This window comes from Chromobacterium haemolyticum (assembly GCF_009936155.1).
GTDB lineage: Bacteria > Pseudomonadota > Gammaproteobacteria > Burkholderiales > Chromobacteriaceae > Chromobacterium > Chromobacterium haemolyticum.
Genome location: NZ_AP019312.1, coordinates 5194165 through 5217409, shown reverse-complemented (window position 1 = coordinate 5217409; position 23245 = coordinate 5194165). Strand labels below are relative to the sequence as shown.

Genomic DNA, 23245 nt, shown 5'->3' with positions numbered 1-23245 from the left:
CAAGATCTTGCACGGGCGGCTCAAACCATGCGGCGCCCCAGGTCGCGCAGCACCTCGCGCGCTGCGTTGTGGCCCGGCGCGCCGGTGACGCCGCCGCCGGGGTGTGCGCCGGCGCCGCAGGTGTACAGGCCGGGAATGGGGCCGCGGTAATCGGCGTGGCCCAGCATCGGCCGCGCCGAGAACAATTGGTCCAGGCCCAGCGCGCCGTGGAAGATATCGCCGCCCACCAGGCCGAAGGTGCGCTCCAGGTCCAGCGGGCTCATGATCTGCCGCCCCAGCACCGCGGCCTTGAAGTTGGGCGCGTAGCGGTTGACGGTGTCTATCATCAGGTCCGCCACTTCCTCGCGGTGATCGTCCCAGCTGGCGCCGTCCGGCAATTGCGGCGCCACGTGCTGGCAAAACAGGCTGGCCACATGCTGGCCCGGCGGCGCCAGCGACGGGTCCAGCGTCGACGGAATCAGCACTTCCACTATGGGCCGGCCGGACCAGCCGCGCTCGCGCGCGTCGTGATAAGCGCGCTCCATATAAGCCAGGCTGGGCGCGATAATGATGCCGCTGCCGTGATGTTCCGCCTGCGTCTTGCCCGGCAGACAGCTGAAATCCGGCAGCTCGGATAGGGCCACGTTCATGCGGAAAGTGCCGGAGCCGCAGCGCCAGCTTTGCATCCGGCGCAGAAAGTCCGCCGGCAGCGCCGCCGGGTCCAGCAACTGGGTGTAAAGCAGCCGCGGATTGAGATTGGACACCACCACCCGCGCATCCAGCCGCTCGCCGCGCTCCGTCACCACGCCCACCGCCCTGCCCTTCTCCAGCAACACCTCGCCCACCGCGCTGTCGGTGAGGATCTCCGCGCCGCGCTCGCGCGCCGAGCGCGCCATGGCCTGGGTGATGGCGCCCATGCCGCCCAGCGCGTGGCCCCAGGCGCCCTTGCGGCCGTTGACCTCGCCGAACACATGGTGCAGCAAGACATAGGCCGAGCCCGGCGCGTACGGGCTGGCGTAGTTGCCCACCACGCTGTCGAAGCCGTAAACCGCCTTGATTGGATCGCTATCGAACCAGCCGTCCAGATAATCGCCGGCGGACTTGGTGAACAGGTCCAGCAACTCGCGTTGCTGCGCCAGTTCCAGCTTGCCCAGCCTCCGCCCCAGTCGGCCGGCCTTGAGCAGCTCCGGCAAGGCGTTCAGCCAGCCGCCCGCCACCGCGTTGGGCGGCGTTTGCAACACCAGCTCGCGCAGCAGTTCGGCGGCGGCGTCCAGGTGCCGCGCGTAATCGTCCAGCCTGTCGGCGTCGCGGCGCGAGAAGCGCGCCACTTCGGCGGCGGTGCGGCCCGGCCCCACTTTCAGATAGCCGCCGTCGTCCAGCGGCAGAAAGTTGGACAAGGGCCGCTCCACCACTTTCAGGCCGTGACGCGCCAGCTCCATGTCGCGGCTCACCTTGGGGTTGAGCAGCGACACGGTATAGGCGGCCACCGAGTTGCGGAAGCCGGGGTGGAACTCCTCGGTCACCGCCGCGCCGCCCACCACGCCGCGCCGTTCCAGCACCGTCACCTTCAGCCCGGCCCGCGCCAGGTAGTGGGCGCACACCAGGCCGTTGTGGCCGCCGCCCACGATGATCGCATCCCGCATCGCTTCGCTCCTTGTCTCAGGGGAAGCCTCATTCTCGGGTCAAGTTCGGCAAATTGCAGTGCGCAGAGCGACGAACTGTCGGATATTATTGATCGTATTGACGAAAAGTCCGGCACAGCGCCACACCGCCACCCACGCAGAGAGCCGCCATGGACGCCACCGATCAGCAATTGCTCGCGCTGCTGCGCGAAAACGCCCGCGCCCCCACAGCGGAACTGGCGCGCCGGCTGGGCCTGTCCCGCACCACGGTGCAAAGCCGCATAGAACGGCTGGAACGCGGCGGCGTGATTTTGGGCTACAGCGTGCGCACCAGCGCCGCCCACGACGCCGCCCAAGTACGCGCGCTGGTGATGATCAGCGCCGCGCCGCGGTTGAGCCCGTCGATAGAAAGCGCCTTGCGCCGGCTGCCCCAGGTCCGCACCTTGCATTCGGTCAGCGGCGTCCACGATTTCATCGCCGGTGTGGAAGCCGCCGGCGTGGCCGAGCTGGACGGCTTGATAGACCGCATCGGCGCGCTGGACGGCGTGGAGCGCACCAGCACCGCCATCCTGATGACCACGCGCATAGACCGCTGAACCGACCAGCGCGGTCAAGGCGTGAAACGGCCTCGACATCGCCGTTCTCAATCCAGCGCCGTCTCCCCTGCACGCCGCCAATCCCCATGCCAGCAAAACGCACAGCAAGCGCGCGCGCCGGCTGTAACCCAGAGTCTTAAGCATGCGCCGGCGCCGGACATTCGGCCGCCGGTCCAGGCTGAGGCGCCAGCCTGCCGCTTGTTTGATTTGCATCGCTCATCATCAAACCTCTTTCGTTCATCCGGCGCGCAAACACGCCGGGCATCGCGGAGAGCACGCGAAGGTAATCCCGCCTTCACGTGAAAGTTGATGACTGTATTACATAAATTAATTACTGTTAAACGATAATAAATTGTTGTTGATCATGTAGTCATTGCGCAACGCGTCTCCAATCCGTCTAAAAGCCGCGCCCAGCCAGGGCCGACGGCTCACGAAGCCCCCACGCAGCGACATGCCCAAGGTGTGTGCTAGCCGCAACGCAGAGAAAATCAAACTTGCACAGTAAAAAATTATCGTTTTACAATAACAAATAATTGTTTAGCGATACTTCGCCAACGCCATTTCTCATCGCCTTTCCAACCAACCGCTAAGGATCTCCCATGAACTCCACACGATTGAGCCGCTATTGCGCCGCCATGGCCTACATCACCGTCTTGGGCATAGGCGCCATGCTGCTGCTCAACATCCTGTTCTGGCTCTTTCCCAAGTCCATTATCGACGCCGGCTTGACCATCTCCGTGGACACCGTCAGAGGGTTTTACGGCTCAAGCGAATTTGATCTCCCGAACCTGCCGCTGTGGCAACGCGCCGGCGGCGCGGTCCTTTCCTGCGTCTCCCTGCTGATCCTGGCCCAAGGCCTGAACGCCCTGCGCCGCCTGTTCAAGCTTTATGCTCAAGCGGAATATTTCACGGAGCGCTCCGCCGCGCTGTTGTCCAAAGTGGGTTCCAGAGTCGCGCTTTGGGTGTTGGCGGACCTCGTCTCCCAGCCGCTGATCAGCGCCTGGCTGACCATGATGCGGCCGGAGGGGCAGCGGCTGATCGCCGTCAGCTTCCACACTGAAAACCTGGAAAGCCTGTTCATCGCCGCCGTGGTCATGATCATTGCGCGCATTCAGCGAGAAGGCATTACGCTGGCGTGCGAGAATAAGCAATTCATCTGAAAGCGACACATGCCCATCAAAATCCATCTGGACATGCTGCTCGTCCAGCGCAAGGTCAAATCCAAGGATCTGGCCCAGGCCATCGGCATCACAGAACAAAACCTGTCGCTGTTGAAACAAGGCAAGGTCAAGGGCTTCCGACTCTCCACCCTGGAGGCGATCTGCCTGTATCTGGACTGCCAGCCGGGCGACTTGCTGCAACTGGTGCCGGCTGAGCCGGACGCCGACAACGACAGCGTATAAGAACCTGTTTACGATCTCGCGAGCCTAAGGCGAGACAAGGCGAAAACGACTAGAAAACGGAATGTACGCGTGGCGCATGAGCATTTGACGAGGTGTTCAGCGCCGTATCGCCAATACGCAGCGGATCGTAAACAGGTTCTAAACCCTGAACGCGACTTGAGCAGGCAGTTAACTCTCCAGCCCAGGAACTATGTGGCGCGCCTAATGAACTAACTATCACCAAAGCATGATTGATTGACGGAAGCCATAGGGCTGATTGAAATTGCTCAATGGCTTCCGACTCCAAGCTTCACTAAGCTGATCCCAGCAAGTCATTGAACACCTTGACCTAAGGAGTCTGTCATGAGTAGCGCGTCCAAGTGCCCATTCCACCAAACCGTCGGCAATCCGGCTGTCGTGAACGCCCAATCCAACCGCGACTGGTGGCCCAACCAGCTCAATCTCAACATCCTGCATCAACACGCGCCGGCCTCCAATCCGCTGGAGCCGGACTTCGATTACCCCGCCGCCTTCCAACAGCTGGACTACGCCGCGCTGAAAAGCGATCTTAAAGCGCTGATGACCACCTCCCAGGACTGGTGGCCGGCTGACTGGGGCCATTACGGCGGCCTGTTCATCCGCATGGCCTGGCACGACGCCGGCACCTACCGTACCGCCGATGGCCGCGGCGGCGCGAGCACCGGCAACCAGCGCTTCGCTCCGCTCAACAGCTGGCCTGACAACGGCAACCTGGATAAGGCGCGCCGTCTGCTGTGGCCGATCAAGCAAAAGTACGGCAACCAGATCTCCTGGGCCGATCTGATGATCCTGGCCGGCAACGTGGCGCTGGAGTCCATGGGCTTTAAAACCTTTGGTTTCGGCGGAGGCCGTCAGGACATCTGGCAGCCGGAAGAAGACGTCTATTGGGGCGCGGAAACCAAATGGCTGGCCACCAGCAACGAGGCCAACAGCCGCTACTCCGGCGACCGCCAGCTGGAGAATCCGCTGGCCGCGGTGCAGATGGGCCTGATCTACGTGAACCCGGAAGGCCCGGACGGCAATCCGGACCCGCTGGCGTCCGGCCGCGACGTGCGCGAAACCTTCGCCCGCATGGCGATGAACGACGAGGAAACCGTGGCTCTGGTGGCCGGCGGCCATACCTTCGGCAAGGCCCACGGCGCAGGCGACCCGGCGCTGGTGGGCCCGGAACCGGAAGCCGCGCCGCTGGAAGCGCAAGGCCTGGGCTGGATCAACCGCTTTGGCGACGGCAAGGGCGAATACACTACCACCAGCGGCATCGAGGGCGCGTGGAAACCCAACCCGACGCAATGGGACAACGGCTATTTCGACATGCTGTTCGGCTACGACTGGGAACTGACCAAGAGCCCGGCCGGCGCCCACCAGTGGGTGGCCAAGAACGTCAAGCCGGAACACCTGATCCCGGACGCTCACAACCCGGCGAAAAAACACCCGCCGATGATGACCACCGCCGATCTGTCGCTACGCTTCGACCCGATCTACGAGCCGATCGCCCGCCGCTTCCATCAAAACCCGGCCGCTTTCGCCGACGCCTTCGCCCGCGCCTGGTTCAAGCTGACTCACCGCGACATGGGCCCCAAGACCCGTTACCTGGGCCCGGAAGTGCCGGCCGAGGATCTGATCTGGCAAGACCCGGTGCCGGCGGCCTGTCAACCGCAGATCAACGACGCCGACATCGCCGCGCTCAAGGCCAAAGTGTTGGCCTCCGACCTATCCGTCAGCGAACTGGTGTCCACCGCCTGGGCCTCCGCCTCCAGCTTCCGTGGATCGGACAAGCGCGGCGGCGCCAACGGCGCCCGCATCCGTCTGGCCCCGCAAAAAGACTGGGCGGTCAACCAGCCGGCGCAACTGGCCCGCGTGCTAAAAACGCTGGAGGCCATTCGTCAGGACTTCAACGCCGCTCAGAGCGACGGCAAGCAAGTGTCGCTGGCCGACCTGATCGTGCTGGCCGGCGGCGCAGCGGTGGAAGCCGCCGCCAAGGCCGGCGGCCACAACATCAGCGTGCCGTTTGCGCCGGGCCGCACCGACGCCAGCCAGGAACAGACCGATGTGGAATCCTTCAGCGTGCTGGAGCCACAGGCGGACGGTTTCCGCAACTACCAGAAGCAAGCCTACTCTTTGCCGGCGGAAGCGCTGCTGGTGGATAAGGCGCAGCTGCTGACGCTGAGCGCGCCGGAAATGACGGTGCTGGTGGGCGGCCTGCGCGTGCTGGGCGCCAACGTCGACAATGCGCCTCACGGCGTGTTTACTACCCGTCCGGGTGTATTGAGCAACGACTTCTTCGTCAACCTGCTGGATATGGGCGTGGCCTGGCAGCCCACCTCCAGCGCCGGCGAGTTGTACGAAGGCCGTGATCGCAAAACCGGCCAGCTCAAGTGGACCGGCAGCCGCGTTGACTTGGTGTTCGGCTCCAACTCGCAGTTGCGGGCGCTGGCCGAGGTCTATGCGCAAAACGACGCACAGCCCAAGTTTGTCCGCGACTTTGTCGCCGCTTGGAACAAGGTGATGAACCTGGACCGTTTCGATCTGAAATAAGCGCGGTTCACAGTCGGCAAACAAAGCGCGGTCCATCTGGACCGCGCTTTTTTGGGGGCCTGGCCCCGCTGCTGCGCGCATGAAAAAACGAACCGCCGGTCAAGGCGGTTCGTTTCATTTCGCTCGGCTCCGGGCCTCGCGCTAGATTCAGACCGCGGCGGCGATCTCGGCGCAGGACTCCTGCCGCCAGATCACCGATGCCACCTTCATCCGCTTGTCGAACAACAACTTGTACTGGCAAACCCGGGCTTGCTCACCCCCCTTGGGGCTCAGATTCAATACGTAATCCCACTCGCGCACGCCAACCATGCCCTCCGCGAAGTGCGGGCGGCCAATCAGGCCGTAAACCTGTTCCTTGCTTAGGCCCGGCTGAACCTTGGCCAAATTTTCGAGATTGGGCACGCTGCCTTCCGGCTGCCAACCATTGTGTTCAATGCTGGGCCATGTCGGGCTAGCCTGCTCGGCCAGATGGCCGTCGTCAGTGATCTTGCTCAGGCGGCTAGTGCCGCAGCCCATCAAGGCCGCGCCGGCGGCCGCCAGCAACAGGTAGCGGAGAGAGCCGCCGAATACCGGTTTTTTCATCATCTATCTCATTCAATATCAGCTGATTGATCTTGTTTGCCGCTTACCACTGGAAGCCCGCGCCCAGGCTGGCGCCGCCTTGACCACGGGTATTGGTGGAACCGGAGAACTTCACCACCCAGCGGCCGTTGTCCGACAGCGAGGACAGCCCCACCGCGATGGCGGACTCGCCGCCGGTGGTTGCCGTGGCCACGGCCAACATGTTCTTGCCGGGCAGGAAAGCCTGCGGCAGACCGGCCATGGCCATCGCGCCGGCGGCGGCGCCGAACGCGTCGCGGCGCGTATCGGACAGATCGGACCTGAGCTGCTTGAATTGCTGCTGATTGTTGAAGTTGGCCGCATTCAGCTGGTCCACGTTCACCGCGTCCGTGCCCTGCGCGCCCGCCGCCACATTGTGGATGGTCACCGGCCTGCCGCCGTCCCCACCCACCAGGGTGACGTCGTTGCCGGCGTTTGTCGTCGTCGTCCGGCCGCTGGGATCGGAATACTGCACCGGCCCGCTTTTCTGGAGCCGGTCAATCGCATCGCCGACATTGTTCACGGTATTGCCGTAAACGGTGTAGTTCGGACGGTTCACCGCGCCGGTCTGAGCGTTGTAGGACGCGCCGCCGCCCAAGGCCGCCGCGGTGCCGGCGCCGACATTGTCCACCTTGTCGCTCACGCGCTGCACCGCCTGATTGGTCGCGTTCAGCTGGCTGCCGTTCACCGCGTCCGTGCTGGTTCCGCTCACCCTGCCGGCGGCGACATTGCTGATTTGACGCTCATTGCCCGCGCTGCCCACGCTCACCACGCTGGAAGGGGCCGCGCCGGCATAGTTGTAGGTCACGCCGTTCACCACGCCGCTGGCGGTGGGGTTGGCCGCCGCGGTACGGCTATTGGCGCCCAAGGCTACGTCGTTGGCGTTGCTGGCCTGAGCGTTGCTGCCTATCGCCAACGCATTGTTGGCGGTGGCCGCGGCGTTGTTGCCCACCGCCACCGCATTGCTGGCGTTGATGTTGGCGCCCGCATTATTGCCGATGGCCACATTATTGCTGCCGGACACGTTCTGGCCGGCGTAGGTGCCCACCGCGGTATTGTTGTCGCCCGTGACATTTCTGCCGGCGTTCGCGCCGTTGGCGGTATTGTTGCTGCCCTTGATATCCCAGCCGGAGAAAGTGCCGCTGCTGGTGTTGTAGCTGCCGGTCACATTGCGATTGGAGTTGTTGCCCAAGCCGGAGTTGAAATCGCCCTGAATATCCTGAGCCGAATTGGCCCCGCTGCCGGTGTTGCCGGTGCCGGTCACGTTGCGGATGGTGTTGATGCCGGCGCCGACGTTGGCGTCGCCGGTCACGTTGTAGCCGGAGTCGTTGCCCATGAAGGCGTTATTGTTGCCCTGCACATTGGTACCCGCGTTCTGGCCGATCGAGGTGTTGTAGCCGCCGTTCACATTCACGCCAGCGGCGGCGCCGAACGCCGAGTTGTTGGTGCCGGTCATATTACTGCCGGCGCCCACGCCATAAATCGAGTTATTGCTATTGGTCGCCACTCCCGGATCCACCGAACCCGCGCCGTAGACATTATTGCTGCCCACGCCGGAGATCGTGTCGGCGCTCGCCAAGGCGGACCAGGAACAGGCCACGGCCAAGCCAATCGCGCTCAACGCCAGGGAAGGCAAGGACAAACTTTTTGCTGCAGATACTTTGTTACTCATTTCACAGACCACATTCTTCAAGATTGATGGAATTCACCTAAGGCAAGTCTTTGCAGGCAAGCGCGCCGCCAGCTCCAGGTTTCCGGCGGGATAGGCGCCAATACGCGCATCCCAGCCTGAAACCCATGGCCGACCGCGGTTCGGTCCAGGGGCGCGGCGCGGCTCCGCCGGCGGCGCTGACTTGTCTCTGCATCCAGGCACTCCGTTCACAACAAACCGCGCTCGAGAAGGACGAGTACTTGAAACTCCCTCTTCGGCGCGGCCAGAATCACGCTATGCCTTTGATTTTTAAGAATCCTAACATTTTGTTAATATCTGTGAAAATTGAAATAATTGAATCAATTAATTCGTTTTAGCTATCAATCTTCTTGATCAATAATAAAATTCAAACAGAATATCCGACGGCCGCGCGCCGTTCCCTCCTGAAAACGTGTTTACGATCTCGCGAGCAAGAGCGAGACAAGACAAAAACTGCTGAGAAAGCGGAATGTACAGACGGTACATGAGCATGTCGAAGTGGGTTTCAACGCCGTATCGCCGCCGCGTAGCAGGTCGTCAACAGGTTCTGAGATAATGTCGTTCTTGCTTCCGTCATCCACGCCATGTCCCACAAACTATCCCCCTTGTCTATTCGCCGGCTGAGCCCACACGACATCCCCGCCAATTGGCTGGATGCCTTTCAGCGCCGTCAGGAGGTCCGCCTGGTCTATCGCGCCGGCCCCGCTGGCCGGCAATGCGTGGCTGAGCCCTTCATCGACGACTGGTCGCCGGCGGAACGGCGCGAACTGGCGCGGGAGATGGCGCGCATCGCCGCCGACGGCGCGGTGCTGGCGCTGGAAATCGAAGGGGATCTCGCTGGTTTCGCCGCCGTAGACGCGCAGGCCTTGGGCCCGGACGGCGGCTACCGGCAACTGAAAGAGCTGCAAGTGGACCGCCGCTGGCGAGGCCGGGGCCTGGGGCGCGCGCTGCTGGCCGCCAGCGCCGCAGCCGGCCGCGAACTGGGCGCGGACACGCTCTACATCTCCTCGCACTCCGCCGTTGAAACCGTCGCCTTCTACGAGGCCTGCGGCTGCGCGCCCGCCCGCTGGCTGCACGCGCCGCAACTGGCGCTGGAGCCTTTCGACTGCCAGCTGGAACTGGCTCTGTTCGCGCAGTCTGTTGATTTTATTTAGCTATCCGCATAGAATTTGGGCTTGCTCATTTGATTGAGCGTCCTTCTTTTCCTCGCAAAAGGCTTTGCATGTTGGAGATTGCAGCAATCCGATAACGCCGCCCGTTTTTCCGGCTGGCCGTTATCAAAATGCCCCTTAGCTGGTAGCGCTCGCATCGCGGCGGCTGCCCGTTTTCGCATTTGATTGCCGAACGATCATCCAATATGAATATCTCCAAGCCGGAGCAAAGGACTTTGCACGTCCTAGCCAAAGGCGGCCGCATCGCGCACCTGCGCGACGACGCGGGCCGTATCTCCACTGTTGAATGCTATACCCGAGAAGGGTATCTGCTGTCCGATTGCAGCCTGCTCGTGTTCCAGAAGCTCAGGGCCAAGCGCCTGATCAGCTCCAAGAACGGCCAGCCATACCAAATCAATAAGGCCGGCCTGCGCGCCGTGCGCGGCCAACTCGACAACCAATGACCACCGCCGCCGCGCTGCCGAACGCGCAAGGCGGCGGCGCTGGCGCGTTCCATTCCAAGGAAAACGCTATGACACTCATGCTGAGAAACGAACAAGACCGCGACATCGACGCCATCTTCGAACTAACCCGGGCCGCTTTCCTCGCCGAAGAGCACTCCAGCCATACCGAGCAATTCATCGTCAACGCGCTGCGCCGCGGCGGCCAGCTCACGCTGTCCATCGTGGCGCTGGACGGCGAACGGCTATTGGGCCACATCGCCGCCTCGCCGGTGCTGATCACCTCCGGCGCCGCCGGCTGGCACGGCATCGGCCCGGTGTCCGTGCATCCGGAACGACAGGGCCAGGGCATAGGCAGCCTGTTGATGCGCCAGGCGCTGGCCGCGCTGCGTGAACTGGGCGCGCAAGGCTGCGTGGTGCTGGGCGACCCCGGCTACTACACGCGCTTCGGCTTCCAAGCGCGTCCGGGTCTGATTTTGCCGGGCGTGCCAGCTGAATACTTCATGGCGCAAAGCTTCGGCGCGCCGCTGCCCGCCGGCAGCGTCAGCTACCACCCGGCGTTCGAAGCCACCGCCTAAGCGGTTGAGCGAGCCGGCCCGCGCCGCCGCGGCGGCCGGGCTGGCTTGAACGGCAACCACCACAATATTAACAGCCAAATCATTTCAAATAATAATTTAATGTCAATTAAATATCTGTCACAAATGACAGTATCGCCCCTCCGAGCAACCAGACAAGAATCTACCCGCTTACTTAATAAGCAAACTTTTTGGCCGCAATGGCCTCCTTGAGTCTGTCCAAAACCTCGCGAGCAAGGGAGAGACAAGGCCCCCCAGAGAAAGCGGAATGGCCAAGTGCCACATGAGCATTTCGAAGGGGGATTTCAACGCCGCAGACCTTGCACGGGCTCTTAAACATGAAAGGGCGATCCCATGGCTTACCCCCCTGACAATGACCAAGCTTCTCCGCTCACCGCGCAGCTGAACCGCCGTCAGCTCTTGCTGGGCGCGGGTGCCGGCGCCGCCGGCCTGATGCTGCCGGCGTCCTCATCAGCCTTCATCGGTACGGACGCGCTCCAGCTGGCCAAGTACCAGCGTCTGATTCCCGAACTATTCCAAGCCGTGCCGCGTCCGCCCGCCTACACCCCTAATCTGGTGATAGGCTCCGGCTTTGGCGGCGCCGTCTCCGCGCTGCGCCTGGCACAGGCCGGCCAGCAGGTCACGGTGCTGGAACGCGGCCATCGCTGGCCCAATGGGCCTCGGCGCGACATCTTCTCCAACGACACCCTGCCGGACGGACGCGCGTTCTGGCACCGACGCCAGGCCAAGATGCTGATAGGCGTGACCACGCATTTCGACTCCTTCGGCGGCGTGCTGGACTCAACCGACTACCCAAATATGAATGTCTGGCGCGGCGCCTGCGTCGGCGGCGGCTCGGTGGTGTTCACCGGGGTGATGATTCAGCCGGAACAACGCTATTTCGAAGCCCTGTTCGGCAACTGGGTCGGCTATGAGGAAATGAACAAGACCTACTACCCCAGGGTTCGGCAAATGCTGCGCCTGGACACCATGCCGACGGACATCTACAACAGCAAGCCCTTCCACCATTCCCGCGTCTGGGACGCCCAGGTGCGCAAGGCTGGCTACGCCACCACAGCTAATGATTCCATTTTCAACTGGGACGTGATTCGCCAGGAGCTGCGCTGGCAATCCACGCCCTCCGCCACCGCGGGCTTGTCCAACCACGGCAACTCCAACGGCGCCAAGTTCGACCTCAACCAGAACTACCTGGCCCAGGCGCAAGCCACAGGCCGCGCCGCCATCTACCCCGGTCATGAGGTGCTCAGCATCGCCTGGGACGGCAGCCGCTACGAGGTTGACGTCGTCAAACGCGCGCCCGACGGCCGGCAACTGGACCGCTACCGCCTCAACTGCGACCGGCTCTTTCTCGCCGCCGGCTCCATCGGCAGCTCGGAACTGCTGGTCAAGGCTCGGGCGCAAGGTACGTTGCGCAATCTCAACGAGCACATCGGCCAAGGCTGGGGCAGCAACGGCGACACCATCGTCACGCGCAGCTTCAGCACGCTGTCGCTGGCCACCCAGGGCACCCCCAGCGCCTCCCGCATCCACGATCCAAACAGCGGGCAGCCGCTCACCCTGGAAAACTGGTACGTACCGGGCCTGCCGCTGGACCTGAGCACGGTGATCGGTTCGCTGGGCATGGCCTTCGATCAAAGCAATCGCGGGCATTTCAGCTATAACCCGGCCACGGACCGCGTGGTGCTGAACTGGCCGCAGAACGGCAACCGCGACAGCGTTGCCGCCGCCAAGACGGTGAACGACAAAATAGCCGCGGCCACAGGCACCGTCCCGGGTTTCCCGGGGATCATAGCCGGCGTCACCGGACTGAACTGGACCGCGCATCCGCTGGGCGGCGCGGTGATAGGCAAGGCCACCGATGCCTGGGGCCGCGTCATCGGCCATCCCGGCCTGTACGTGATGGACGGCGCCTTGCTTCCCGGCAGCGCCGGCGCGGCCAACCCCTCGTTGACCATCACCGCGCTAGCCGAGCGCAACATCGAGCACATCATCAAAAACGGAAAGTAAGGCCCGCCGCCGCCAAGCCATGGCGGCGGCCGAGCCTCACGCTAAGCCAGACCGTTGCAGCAAGCGGGCGCTGCCCGCGCGCGATAGCCGCAAGGCGTGCTCGGCGCGCCGCCGCATGTCCCGTTCCCAGACGCGCAGCGCCGCCACCGCCTCGGCCGTTGTGCCCGCCGGCGCCAAAACCCGCGCCAGTTCCGCGCCGTCCCAGAGCGCGGTATTGGCGCCCAGTCCGCCGGCCGGGCTCATCGCATGCGCCGCGTCACCCAACAGGGCCACCCGCTCGCAGCGCCAGGCCGGCACTTCAGCGGCCATCCGGATCGGACGCGCGCCCAGACACTGTGGATCGCCATGCGCGAAAACAGCCTGCAAACGTGGATGCCAGCCGCGCGTCGCCTGTTGGATCCGCGCCCGCAACGCCGCGCCGCTCAGGCGCTCATCCGGCAAGGCCCCGCCCAAGTCCTCGGCCCTCGCCACGCAGGCCCAATACCAGTAATCCGGCATCGCGCTCAGCTTCACTTCCGGCGCCATCCGCCGAGCCAGTTCCGGCAAGGGCGCGCGGAAGCGCATCGCCTCGATCACCGCCGTCAGTCCGTCGCCGAACACCACGCAAACGCCCTGGCCCAGCTCCGGCGTCGACGCCTCGGCCGGCAAGGCGTCCCGAGGCGTGACGCCGTAGAGCACCACGGCGCCCTCGTCCTCCGGCTCCCCACCCGGAACCAATTGCCGGCGCACCGTGGAGGCCACCCCGTCCGCGGCGATCAGCACATCCACCTCCCACTCGGGCTGACCCTCGAAGTCCAGCAACACACCGCTGGGCGTTTCCCTGACGCCGCGCAGCGCATGGCCCCAGCGGATCTGGTCTTTCAAACCGCTGGCCAGGATTTCCCGCAACGTCTGGCGGTTGGCGCTGAGGTCGCGCTCCGCCGCGTCGCCGTCCTGCGCCGATGGCCGCCAATGCGCCGGTTTGCGTTCCGACCAGGCGCGCAGCTGCGGATCGACGAAACAATCGTCGCCGCCCAGCGAGCAGCTTTGCCGGAACAGCTCGAACTGCCGCGGCGTCAAGGCCTGCCGCAGTGCCTGCTGGCCGTCGCCGTCGATGCGCAGCCGATAACCCTGCCAGCGGCTGTCGGCCGCATGGTCGCGTTCAAACAGTGTGGCGGCGATGCCGGCGCGCGCCAGGCCCTGGGCCAGGCACAACCCGCCCAGGCCAGCGCCGACGATGCCAATGCGTAGAGATGGCATAACTTGTCCTTGGTTCATCATGGGGAAATCCGGCCTGTGGCGCCACCGCAATGGCGGTCGCCCAAGCCCTTGCCGACGATTGTGCGCGCCGCCGCCAAAGCTGCTATAACGCTTTTTTGCCAATAAATGGTGAAAAATGGCCAATATCGACACCAGCCCACGAACGGACATGCCGGACCTTAGCGAATGGATAGGCGGTCCCCCGCTGATCGCCGTGCCCGGCAACGATAGAGAAGGCAGCGACTACCGGCTGGGCAGCCGCGAATACGCATGGCACAGCCATGCGCGCGGGCAACTGCTATGCGTGGAAACCGGCCTGATCCAGATCCGGACCCCACGCGGCGCCTGGGTCCTGCCGCCGCACCGCGCCGGCTGGATTCCGCCCGGCGTGCCGCACCAGGTGCGCGTCAGCGGCGCGCTGACCGGCTGGAGCCTGCTGCTAAGCCCGGACTGGAGCCGGACGCTGAGCCCGCAGCCACAGGTGCTGGCGATCACCGAACTGATGCGCGCCGCGGTGCGCCGCGCGGTGACGTGGACGGATTATTCGTCATGGCGGCCGGAGCAGGAGCGCATCGCCGCGGTGCTGCTGGACGAATTGCGGCAAGCGCCACAGCAGGCGCTCTGCCTGCCGATACCGGAGCATCCGCGCATCGCGGAGCTGGCCCTCCGTCTGCTAACCGAGCCGCCCGGCAAACACGCGCTGGCCGACTGCGCGGACGCGGCGGCGATGTCGCCGCGCACCCTGCGCCGCCACATCCTGGCGCATACCGGCATGAGCTTTGGACAGTGGCGGCAACAAGCGCTGCTGATCCGCGGCATGGAAATGTTGGCGCGCGGCGTTGCCGTGGCAGCGGTGTCGGACGAGTTGGGTTACGCCTCCCCCAGCAACTTCATCGCGATGTTCCGGCGCGCCTTGGGCGATTCACCGGCGCGCTTTTTCGCGCGGCAAGAGCCAGCCTGACGGAGTGTCGGCGAAGATTAGCGGGCCGAGGGCCGGTGAGAACCCATTCAATCTCTCGCCCGCTTTTGCGCCATGGCGATCCTGTCGCCGCTTGCCACATTGCTTTATAGTTTAAATTTATCCAGACGCGCTGGCGTTAAGAGCCTGTTCAAAGTCTCGCGAGCAAGGGCGAGACAAGGCGAAAACGAGCGAAAAACGGAATGGTCGAGTGGTACATGAGCATTTTGAGCTTGTTTTTAACGCCGTATCGCCGAAGCGCAGCAGACTTTGAACAAGCTCTAAGTCCTTTTTGATTAAGCAAGAGCACATACTCGGCCAGCCTTGACCCGCTTCTATCGAAACTCCCTATCTATTTTCACCCCGATATCGCGCGCTAATCGCTTAAAACAAGCCCTCTAAGTCAACAGGCGAAATCCAGAAGCAATCAAAACCTAGCTTATATAGGAAAGTCGGGGCGTAACAATCAGGCCAACCCAACTGGACAACAATTTTCCACTAGGGAGCCGACAAATGAGCTCACTGGCAAGGCAATATAAATTTCATTATGAAACCATGCAAAAAATGACATCCGCCTTGTAGGCCAGACTATTGAAGTTTCGTGCTTGAAAAACATTATTGCTTTCAGAAATGACTTATATTCCCCGGCAGCATACGCAATTACGATATTCCGATGGATATCAAGTGCTTAGTGCTTAAACCCTGGCCATTGCGGCTATCTGCGGCCGCCAGTATTGTGTGGCTATTGGCTGGGGCGCTGCTTTTATGCGCTGTATGCATTTTGGTTATTTACTTGAATATACAACTGAATAGCCATGTCGCGGTCCAACGTCTATCCATGAATGAAGCGGCTTACGCCGCAAAGGCTTTTTTCAATCGCCGCGTGGAGTTCCTAAAAAACCTGGACAAACCCGTCGCAGCTGGCTCAGACCGGCGTTCAGGTTCATTGAGTCACCTCAACCGGATAGGCGAACCACTGCCTCCAACCGGCTTGACCTTGCCCTTAAACGATCAGCTCCAAGCGGCCAACTTGGGCGTCAACCTCTTATTGTTATTGCAAGGCAAGGATCAATTGACCGTGCGCAGGCTGGAAAGCGGCTTTCCGATCGCGGAAGAAACGCCGGACAACGTGCTTCGACAGTTGAGCGATAATCCAACGCCGCTGTACCAAAGCGCGACGGTGTGGCTGTTCGATCCCAAAGATCCTCAGCGCCGCATTTACATGGCGCGGCCTTTCATCTCTCCCTCTTCGCTGGACGGCGGAGAGCAAGCCTGGCTTGTTTTGGAGTTCCTGGGACGAGACGTGCTAGCCAGCCAGCAGCCCTTTGCTGGCTATGAGTTCGCCTTGCTGGATGCCAATGAACATGAGGTGGCCGCTACGGCCGCCGCCTCTTCAGGGCGGACGCAGGACATGTGGCAACGGCTGTCCAACGCATTGCCTATTGTGCCCAGCGTTCAAACCCGTTTCCCGCTTGGGCCAGACTGGATGTTGGCCTATCGCTATCCGGAATCGGCTCTCCTCAACGATATGCGCCATGCCTTCTTAAAGTGCCTGGCCATCTTAAGCTGCGTTATCGCCGGGCTTGCCCTGGGCAGCCTATGCGTGCTGAACAGGTTTGTGCGGCCCGCGTTGCAGCGGCTGCAACAGCATGCGGAAGCGGAGGCTTTTCTGCGTTCGGTATTCAACGCGGCTCCTGTGGCGCTTTGCGCGCTGAGAAGGCGCAATGGTCAGGCCGTCCTGGAAAACCAGTTAGCTCGCGACTGGCTGCCCGCGATTGATCCGGATTGGAGGTCGACGGAGTGGGTGGAGCGCGTCTTTCTGCGGGCTCGCTTGCAGCAAGTCGGCGTTGTCAGCGAAGAGCTGGCCACTCTCGATGGCCGCCATTTGTTCGCCAGCCTCGTGCCCACTCGCTACCGAGGAGAAGAAGTGCTGCTGTGCGCGCTGAGCGATATCAGCTTGCGCAAGCAGGCCGAACTGGCGCTAGAGCACGCCAAGCAATTAGCCGATGCCGCCAATGCAGCCAAGACCGCGTTCATCGCCACCATGAGTCACGAAATCCGCACCCCTCTATACGGCGTGTTCGGCAACCTGGAGCTCTTCAAACACACCCGCCTGGATCCGCAACAGCAAGGCTATGTGCAGGCGATCCAAAGCTCCTCCACCATGCTGCTGGGACTCATCAATGACGTTCTGGACCTTTCCAGGATAGAAGCGGGTCAATTGCGGCTGGAGATGGAAACATTCAATCTGTTTGAGCTGGCGCATGAGGTGGTGCACGGCTACGCCGCCTCCGCCCTGAACAAGGGCGTATTGATCTACGCTTGCATCGACCCGCGCTTGAGCCTGCCCCTGCGGGGCGACCCGGGCAAAGTACGACAGATTCTGAGCAATCTCCTCAGCAATGCGGTGAAGTTCACCGACAATGGCCGTATCGTCATGCGCTGCGGCTTGGTCAATGGAAACAACGGCAGTATCCGGGCCTCCATCCAGATCGCGGATACCGGCATCGGCATTGCCGCCGAGGATCAGGCTTCTTTGTTCAAGCTGTTTTTCCAGGTAGGCGAGGGTCGCCGCAGGGCAAGCGGCACCGGTCTGGGCCTGCCGATCTGCCAGCAACTCGCCACCCTGATGGGAGGGGACATCACCGTAGTGAGCGAACCGGGCCTGGGCAGCAGTTTCACTCTGTGGCTGCCGCTGAAAGCGCTAGCGGACAGCCCTTCACGACAACGGCCTCTGACTCAGCAAGCCATCTACGTCAGCGCGCCGGTGCGAGAACTCGCCGATAGCCTGTGCGACTGGCTGAACTTCCTCGGCGGCAGAGCGCTGGCCTGCGCCAGGGAAAACTTGCCGCGTGACAAACTGTGCTTGGAAGTGCGCTTGGACATCGATCCGCACCGGCGAGCCAACTGGCCCGGCGTGCGTATATGGCATGGCGACGAATCGGCGCGCTCTAGCGCCGAATGGGTCTCCTTATACGCTCCGACGGTGATCCTGGACACCATGCTTTCCACGCAGGGCCTCGCCCCCGTCACTGCGGCAGGGGCAGGCGCCTCAACACCGGGCAACTTGAATCTCAGAGTATTGGCGGTGGAAGACAACGACATTAATCGCATGGTTTTAAAGGAACAACTGGAAACCTTGGGCTGTCGCGTGCAGTTGGCCGCCAATGGCCAGGAAGCGCTACAGCGATGGAATGTCCACGAATTTGACCTGGTACTGACGGACATCAGCATGCCGCGGATGGACGGCCGGGAGTTGGCGCGCAGAATCCACCTGCAAGCTCCGGGCTTTTTGGTCGTGGGAACGACGGCCAGCACCTTAAAAGAAGAGGCCCAACTTGCGCGCGAGGCTGGGATGGCCGCGGTGATCATCAAGCCAGTCAGTCTGTCCAATCTGTTTCGATGCTTAAACTCATTGAAGCAAAGAAGGGAGTACCGCGAACTTTCCTCCCCAGGCTATCTCTCTTCCAATGGCGTTGTCTGAGCACCGGCTCCACCAGCGCGATAACGCTTCAAACCATAAAGCGGCCATAGGCTGTTTTACGAAACGACGCCGCCAGCACTTGCAAGCCAATTCAAGCATAGACCCGCGCAAGATGTGTCAATGAAACGGAGTCATGGAAAATAATACGCAATCCATCGGTAAGTTGATCAGAACATCCTTACGGCTCAATGTGAGCCTGATTTTGGTCCTATCCTTGGTTCTACTCGCTTTAACCGCCAGCTACTGGGCCGCCACCTTACTGCTAGATGAAAAACAGAATATGGCCCAGGTGCACTTCGCATGCGTTGCCAACGGCATTCGAGAGCATGAAGCCTTTCTTAGCCGCGGCGCGCGGCGCAACTCCGACATCATGGGCAAACGGCTGGGTAAACTGCTGGATACAACACGCACTCCTATTGCGCAGGCTGGCGATTACCTGATGGTGGAGGGGCGCAGCTCCCCGTATTCAATGCCGTTTACTCTGGGCTACCGTGTAGATCAGTGGCCAGAGCCTCCAGAGGGCCTGTACGCCTTAGGAGCCTTAAGCGCGGATTACTACAGCACTTACTGGTCTCTGGCCAAAACCGACGCTCCCCAAAGCTTTCTATTGGCCTTGGATGAAGCAACCAGCCTGGCGGTGCCGACGGTGGACAATACCGCAACCGAAATGGAACTGACGCACACCAATTTTCCAACAATCACCTCCGCCATCCGCCAGTTTTTACTGCAACAGCGGCATGACACCACCAAGGTCAAGTGGGCAAGCGGGAAAAGCGCCCAAGGCCTTGAGCCAAATACTCTTCTTGCCTATATCCCGGCCTATATCAGCGAAAAGTTTTGGAAAAAAGGCAGCCGCTCCCAAATTATGGCGGTTTCAATGCTGGAGATCCGAAATGTTTGCTGGGCCGGCACCAGCAAGCGCCGGGTTTTTGACGACATCAGTCTGATAACGCCGGATGGACGGGTACTACTGGGCGAAACCTACTCATTGTCGACGTTAAAAGCGGGACTGAATTTTAGCCAAGATGGCCTGCTGCTTTATTTGCCCGCCAAAGCCAAGACGAATTGGGCTGCGGTCTATCGAGTGCAATACAACCGTTTGCTCGCTCTGGCAAACTGGCATGCCCAAGTCTTTATGATCAGCGTGCTATTGCTGGCTTTGAGCGGCGTTCTGGCGGTACGCTGGTATCGGCTTCGAGTATTGGCGCCGGCACAAGCCTCGCACCAAGCCGTGCTGGAAAGCGAAGCCTTCAATCGCGTGATAACGCAAACCGCGCCAACCGCCTTGTTTGTTCTGGAATTGCCTCTCCTCCAACCCTTGGTGGTCAATCCACTAGCGTTGGAGTGGTTCGACCGAGAACGAGACTACCCGCAGCTAATAGCATTCTGGGGCGAAATAATAGACGGGAAAGATATCTCCAACCGCACAGCTTGTCTGCGCATTGGAGAACGCTATCTGCAGGCCAGCTTTGCTCCAGCCCGTCACCGCGGCAAGAACGCCATATTATGCTCCTTTAGCGATATTTCTCATTACAAAGCAAGCTCAATGGCGCTAGAGGCGGCAAAGCGGGCGTCGGATAGTGCGAATGAAGCCAAAACCCATTTTCTGACTACCATCAGTCATGAAATTCGCACCCCGCTTTACGGCCTGCTGGGCACGATAGAAATCCTTGACATGACCCCGCTAAGCCCGCGTCAGCGCGCTTATTTGAGCACCATGCAAGACTCGTCTTCTCTGTTGTTGCAATTGATCAGCAATGTATTGGATGTTTCCAAGATTGAGTCCGGGCAAATGGCGCTGGAGTCGCAATCATTCTCCCCGCTTAGCCTTTCCGAGGAAGTTGTGCGCGCTTTTTCCGCCATGGCTAAAAACAAAAGACTACGCTTGTACGCCAATCTTGATGAGAATGCCCCGGAGCTAGTATTGGGAGACGCCACACGCATTCGCCAGATTTTAAATAACCTGCTCAGCAACAGCATCAAGTTCACCGAATCCGGCTGGATTGTATTGCGCCTGAAAGCCACCGCCTTGCCAAGCGGCCGCGTCAATTTAGCCTGGCAAGTGACCGACACCGGCATAGGCATCACTCAGGAACAGCAAACCCGGCTGTTTGAACCCTTCTATCAGGCTCAAGCCCTGCCTGGTTTGATTGCGGGAACAGGACTAGGCTTATCGATCTGCCGACAACTCAGTCAATTGATGGGAGGCTCTCTTCGAGTCGTCAGCGATCTTGGGCTGGGCAGTAGCTTCACCCTGTCCTTGGAGCTGGAGCAACAAGCGGCGGCCCCCACGCTAACGGACTACCCCCTGAGCCAAACAACCGTGTTGCTGCGCGCTCATCTGAAAGAGCAGGGAGAAAGCCTGATACGCTGGCTGACCCGGCAGGGCGCCAACACTCGCTGGTTGGATCCGATGGAGCCTGTGCCGGAAGATTCCGGATTGATTTTATTGGATCTGGACCCCGCGGATGAATGGCCTCGCAACCCACTGAGCACGCGCGTCATCGCCACTCCGGAAGGACCGCTTCAGGCGCAACTGCAAAGTGATAGTTGGTTGGTGAACATTCATCACCTCAAAGGCATCCTACAAGCGGTATGGCTGGCAAAACACGGCCTGCCCGGCGAGGCCCTGCCGGAATCGGTCAGCGATACTGCCGCTCTAGGATTGAACGTCTTGGTCGCCGAGGACAACCCAATCAATCAACACATCTTGAAAGAACAGCTGGAGTTGCTGGGTTGCCGCGCCTATGTAGTAGGCAATGGCCAGGAAGCCTTGAAACACTGGAATATGCGTCCGTATGATCTAGTGATGACCGATGTCAACATGCCGCTGATGAATGGGTACGAGCTAGCCATAGCCCTCCGGGGCCAAGGCGTGGACATTCCCATAGTCGGCGTCACCGCGAATGCCATGCGGGTTGAGGAGGAAGCCTGTCTGCGCGCGGGCATGGATGCCTGGTTGGTTAAGCCCATCAATTTGCACGGCTTGCGCACCGCATTAACGCGGCTAAGCCAAAAAGCTTTAGACAAGTCAGCCACCCACTCTGCGCAAGCCATCCCCATCCCAGATGGTTTGATAGTGCCAATGGCCATGCGCGAGCTATTTTTGCGCACCATGCGCACGGACCTAGACGTGCTATACACGGTTTCGATGGCCAGAAAACCACATAAAGTAGCCTCCATTTTGCATCGTATTAATGGCGCTCTGGCGGTAGTCAACGCGCAAACGCTAATGAGCGCAGGCCAAGCATTGGAAGCACAACTCACGGAGTTGTATGAATTAAATGACGAGAACATCGCTAATCTGGAGCAGTTTCAAAACCGTTTGGAGGCTGCTTTGCAACGACTTGCGGCCTCTTAAACAACAGAGATGATTTGAAGGCCCAGCTTATTGATTAAGAGATAGGCATTGGAATCAAATTCACTGGAAACACCATGAGCAAAATAAAAGTATTGATAGCCGATGATCATCCTATCGTTCTGATGGGCATTCGTGAAGAAGTGGAGCGCAATACACTGTTGGAAGTGGTGGGAGAGGCGCACAACTCCACTGAATTAGTTGAAACACTGATTAACTTGCGGCAACAAAATGAACTGCCTCATATCGTCATCGCCGATTACAGCATGCCCGGCGACACCAACTATGGGGACGGCATGAAGCTGATAGAATATCTACTGCGCCATTTCTCCAATGTACGGCTTATCATTTATACAATGGTTTCCAACCACTTGATCGTTTCAAGTCTGCAGAATCTGGGCGTGACGGCGGTGGTTCTGAAAAGCCAACCCCTGTCTGAGCTACGACGCACGCTGGAGCAAGTGGTGAATAGAGGGTCGGCTATTCCCCCTCCCAATAGGGGAAATATCGCCGAGGATACAATAGGCAACAAGGTGGAAAAATTATCCGCCAGGGAGTTTGAGGTTTTACGTCACTTCGTGGCAGGCATGACGCTAAACCAAATAGCAAAAATGCTAAGCCGAAGCGAAAAAACCATCAGCGCTCAAAAAGTTTCCGGCATGCGCAAACTGGGGGCACGCAGTGATCAGGAGTTGATAACTCTCTGCCTGGAGACTGGATTATTCCGCTGAAATCGCTATGGTCCGCGCACCGGTTCAAAGTCTCGCACCATCTCGCGAGCCTTTGAGCCGGACTCTGCCCAATGGGCGCCGCCAAGCATGCCGTCATGCACCTACGGTTCCGGCCGCCAAACGGAGGACGAAATCTGACGCGTCAAACGCCGGGGACAGTGGCCTGCAACTCGAAGACCCCGTCCATCCGCCAGCGCTCCCGCTCCCGGGAATGTGCGGCACCGGCCGGCAATGCCGGCTGGACCTCCAATTCCACCTGCAATGCCTGGCCCGCCCCGACGCCGCCGTCCAGGTACACCCATACCAACTGGCCAGGACGCAGCGGGGTCGAGCGTCGCCGCTCGCCGTCGTTCTCCCCCTCCACGCGGAAGTAGGCGTCGCGACCATCCAGCGTGGCCGAACGCAATACCAGCCGCACCAGGCCCAGGGGCCCGAAACGGAACGCTGCCGCATCCGCCGCCGGGCCGTTGAAACGCAGGGCCAGCGCTCGGGGCTGCTCGCACATGGCCTGCAAACGCAATACCCGCGCTTCCAGGCCAGCCCCCGACACGCTCCTGTTGACATCTTCGCGCAAGGCGGCCAGCGGCACCACGCCGTAATCCAGATTCGACGCGCTCAAGGTCAAGGAGCACGGTGCCTCTTCGGCCGCGGCGCCGGCGCTCAGCAACGCCAGCGCAATCACACTCCACTTGCTCATTCTCATTTCCTCACTCCTCATCGCCCTGAGTCGGCTCAAAATCTCGCGCGCAAAGGCGGGGCCAGCCGGGAACCGCGGAAAAACAGAACGCTCATGCGCTACATGAGCATTCGGAAATGC

Annotated in this window: 17 protein-coding genes; 12 read left to right on the top strand and 5 right to left on the bottom strand. The window is 61.0% G+C overall.

Going from position 1 to position 23245, the window contains the following annotated elements:
- Positions 1-20 precede the first annotated feature (20 nt).
- Entirely contained in the window at positions 21-1622 is a 1602-nt protein-coding gene (locus GYH29_RS24145) for a phytoene desaturase family protein (RefSeq protein ID WP_019103999.1), read from the bottom strand.
- A gap of 149 nt (positions 1623-1771) precedes the next feature.
- Here GYH29_RS24145 and GYH29_RS24140 point away from each other — a divergent pair, with 149 nt between their 5' ends.
- The 4 genes from GYH29_RS24140 (at position 1772) to katG (ending at position 6153) form a co-directional block, all read left to right on the top strand.
- Positions 1772-2197, top strand: coding sequence for an Lrp/AsnC family transcriptional regulator (locus GYH29_RS24140; RefSeq protein WP_019103998.1), 426 nt, complete (start codon positions 1772-1774; stop codon positions 2195-2197).
- A gap of 599 nt (positions 2198-2796) precedes the next feature.
- The gene (locus GYH29_RS24135; protein ID WP_043593326.1) at positions 2797-3357 is read left to right on the top strand and encodes a DUF2975 domain-containing protein; all 561 of its coding nucleotides are present in this window, start codon (positions 2797-2799) and stop codon (positions 3355-3357) included.
- A 9-nt stretch (positions 3358-3366) separates the two neighbouring features.
- Positions 3367-3600, top strand: coding sequence for a helix-turn-helix domain-containing protein (locus tag GYH29_RS24130; RefSeq protein ID WP_043641048.1), 234 nt, complete (start codon positions 3367-3369; stop codon positions 3598-3600).
- Between the two features lie 342 nt (positions 3601-3942).
- The gene (gene katG, locus GYH29_RS24125; protein ID WP_161524514.1) at positions 3943-6153 is read left to right on the top strand and encodes a catalase/peroxidase HPI; all 2211 of its coding nucleotides are present in this window, start codon (positions 3943-3945) and stop codon (positions 6151-6153) included.
- Positions 6154-6300: 147 nt separating this feature from the next.
- On the opposite strand, the gene GYH29_RS24120 is transcribed toward katG, so the two are convergent.
- Together GYH29_RS24120 and GYH29_RS24115 are read right to left on the bottom strand one after the other, a co-directional pair.
- Positions 6301-6735: an outer membrane protein assembly factor BamE gene (locus GYH29_RS24120; protein WP_019103121.1), complete on the bottom strand. Its 435-nt coding sequence runs from the start codon at positions 6733-6735 to the stop codon at positions 6301-6303.
- A gap of 43 nt (positions 6736-6778) precedes the next feature.
- Positions 6779-8395, bottom strand: coding sequence for a YadA family autotransporter adhesin (locus GYH29_RS24115; RefSeq protein WP_019103120.1), 1617 nt, complete (start codon positions 8393-8395; stop codon positions 6779-6781).
- Between the two features lie 632 nt (positions 8396-9027).
- Here GYH29_RS24115 and GYH29_RS24110 point away from each other — a divergent pair.
- From GYH29_RS24110 to GYH29_RS24095, 4 genes are all read left to right on the top strand, one after another.
- A complete protein-coding gene (locus GYH29_RS24110) occupies positions 9028-9597 on the top strand; it encodes a GNAT family N-acetyltransferase (RefSeq protein ID WP_043593337.1) in 570 nt (189 codons plus the stop codon).
- Between the two features lie 203 nt (positions 9598-9800).
- Entirely contained in the window at positions 9801-10058 is a 258-nt protein-coding gene (locus tag GYH29_RS24105; RefSeq protein ID WP_019099904.1) for a YjhX family toxin, read from the top strand.
- Between the two features lie 68 nt (positions 10059-10126).
- Positions 10127-10633, top strand: coding sequence for a GNAT family N-acetyltransferase (locus GYH29_RS24100; protein ID WP_043593401.1), 507 nt, complete (start codon positions 10127-10129; stop codon positions 10631-10633).
- Between the two features lie 351 nt (positions 10634-10984).
- The gene (locus GYH29_RS24095) at positions 10985-12658 is read left to right on the top strand and encodes a GMC oxidoreductase (RefSeq protein ID WP_019099906.1); all 1674 of its coding nucleotides are present in this window, start codon (positions 10985-10987) and stop codon (positions 12656-12658) included.
- Positions 12659-12694: 36 nt separating this feature from the next.
- Here the strand turns inward: GYH29_RS24095 and GYH29_RS24090 are convergent, their stop codons facing one another.
- Complete coding sequence (locus GYH29_RS24090; protein WP_161524513.1) at positions 12695-13897, bottom strand: FAD-dependent oxidoreductase; 1203 nt, start codon at positions 13895-13897, stop codon at positions 12695-12697.
- Positions 13898-14066: 169 nt separating this feature from the next.
- Here GYH29_RS24090 and GYH29_RS24085 point away from each other — a divergent pair, with 169 nt between their 5' ends.
- The 4 genes from GYH29_RS24085 (at position 14067) to GYH29_RS24070 (ending at position 22428) form a co-directional block, all read left to right on the top strand.
- A complete protein-coding gene (locus GYH29_RS24085; protein WP_232060460.1) occupies positions 14067-14858 on the top strand; it encodes an AraC family transcriptional regulator in 792 nt (263 codons plus the stop codon).
- Positions 14859-15528: 670 nt separating this feature from the next.
- Positions 15529-18339, top strand: a complete 2811-nt coding sequence (locus tag GYH29_RS24080; protein WP_161524512.1) for an ATP-binding protein — start codon at positions 15529-15531, stop codon at positions 18337-18339.
- Positions 18340-18472: 133 nt separating this feature from the next.
- Positions 18473-21700, top strand: coding sequence for a hybrid sensor histidine kinase/response regulator (locus GYH29_RS24075; RefSeq protein ID WP_161524511.1), 3228 nt, complete (start codon positions 18473-18475; stop codon positions 21698-21700).
- Positions 21701-21774: 74 nt separating this feature from the next.
- Entirely contained in the window at positions 21775-22428 is a 654-nt protein-coding gene (locus tag GYH29_RS24070; RefSeq protein ID WP_043593345.1) for a response regulator, read from the top strand.
- Between the two features lie 142 nt (positions 22429-22570).
- On the opposite strand, the gene GYH29_RS24065 is transcribed toward GYH29_RS24070, so the two are convergent.
- Entirely contained in the window at positions 22571-23125 is a 555-nt protein-coding gene (locus tag GYH29_RS24065) for a DUF1120 domain-containing protein (RefSeq protein WP_019099931.1), read from the bottom strand.
- Between the last annotated feature and the right edge of the window lie 120 nt (positions 23126-23245).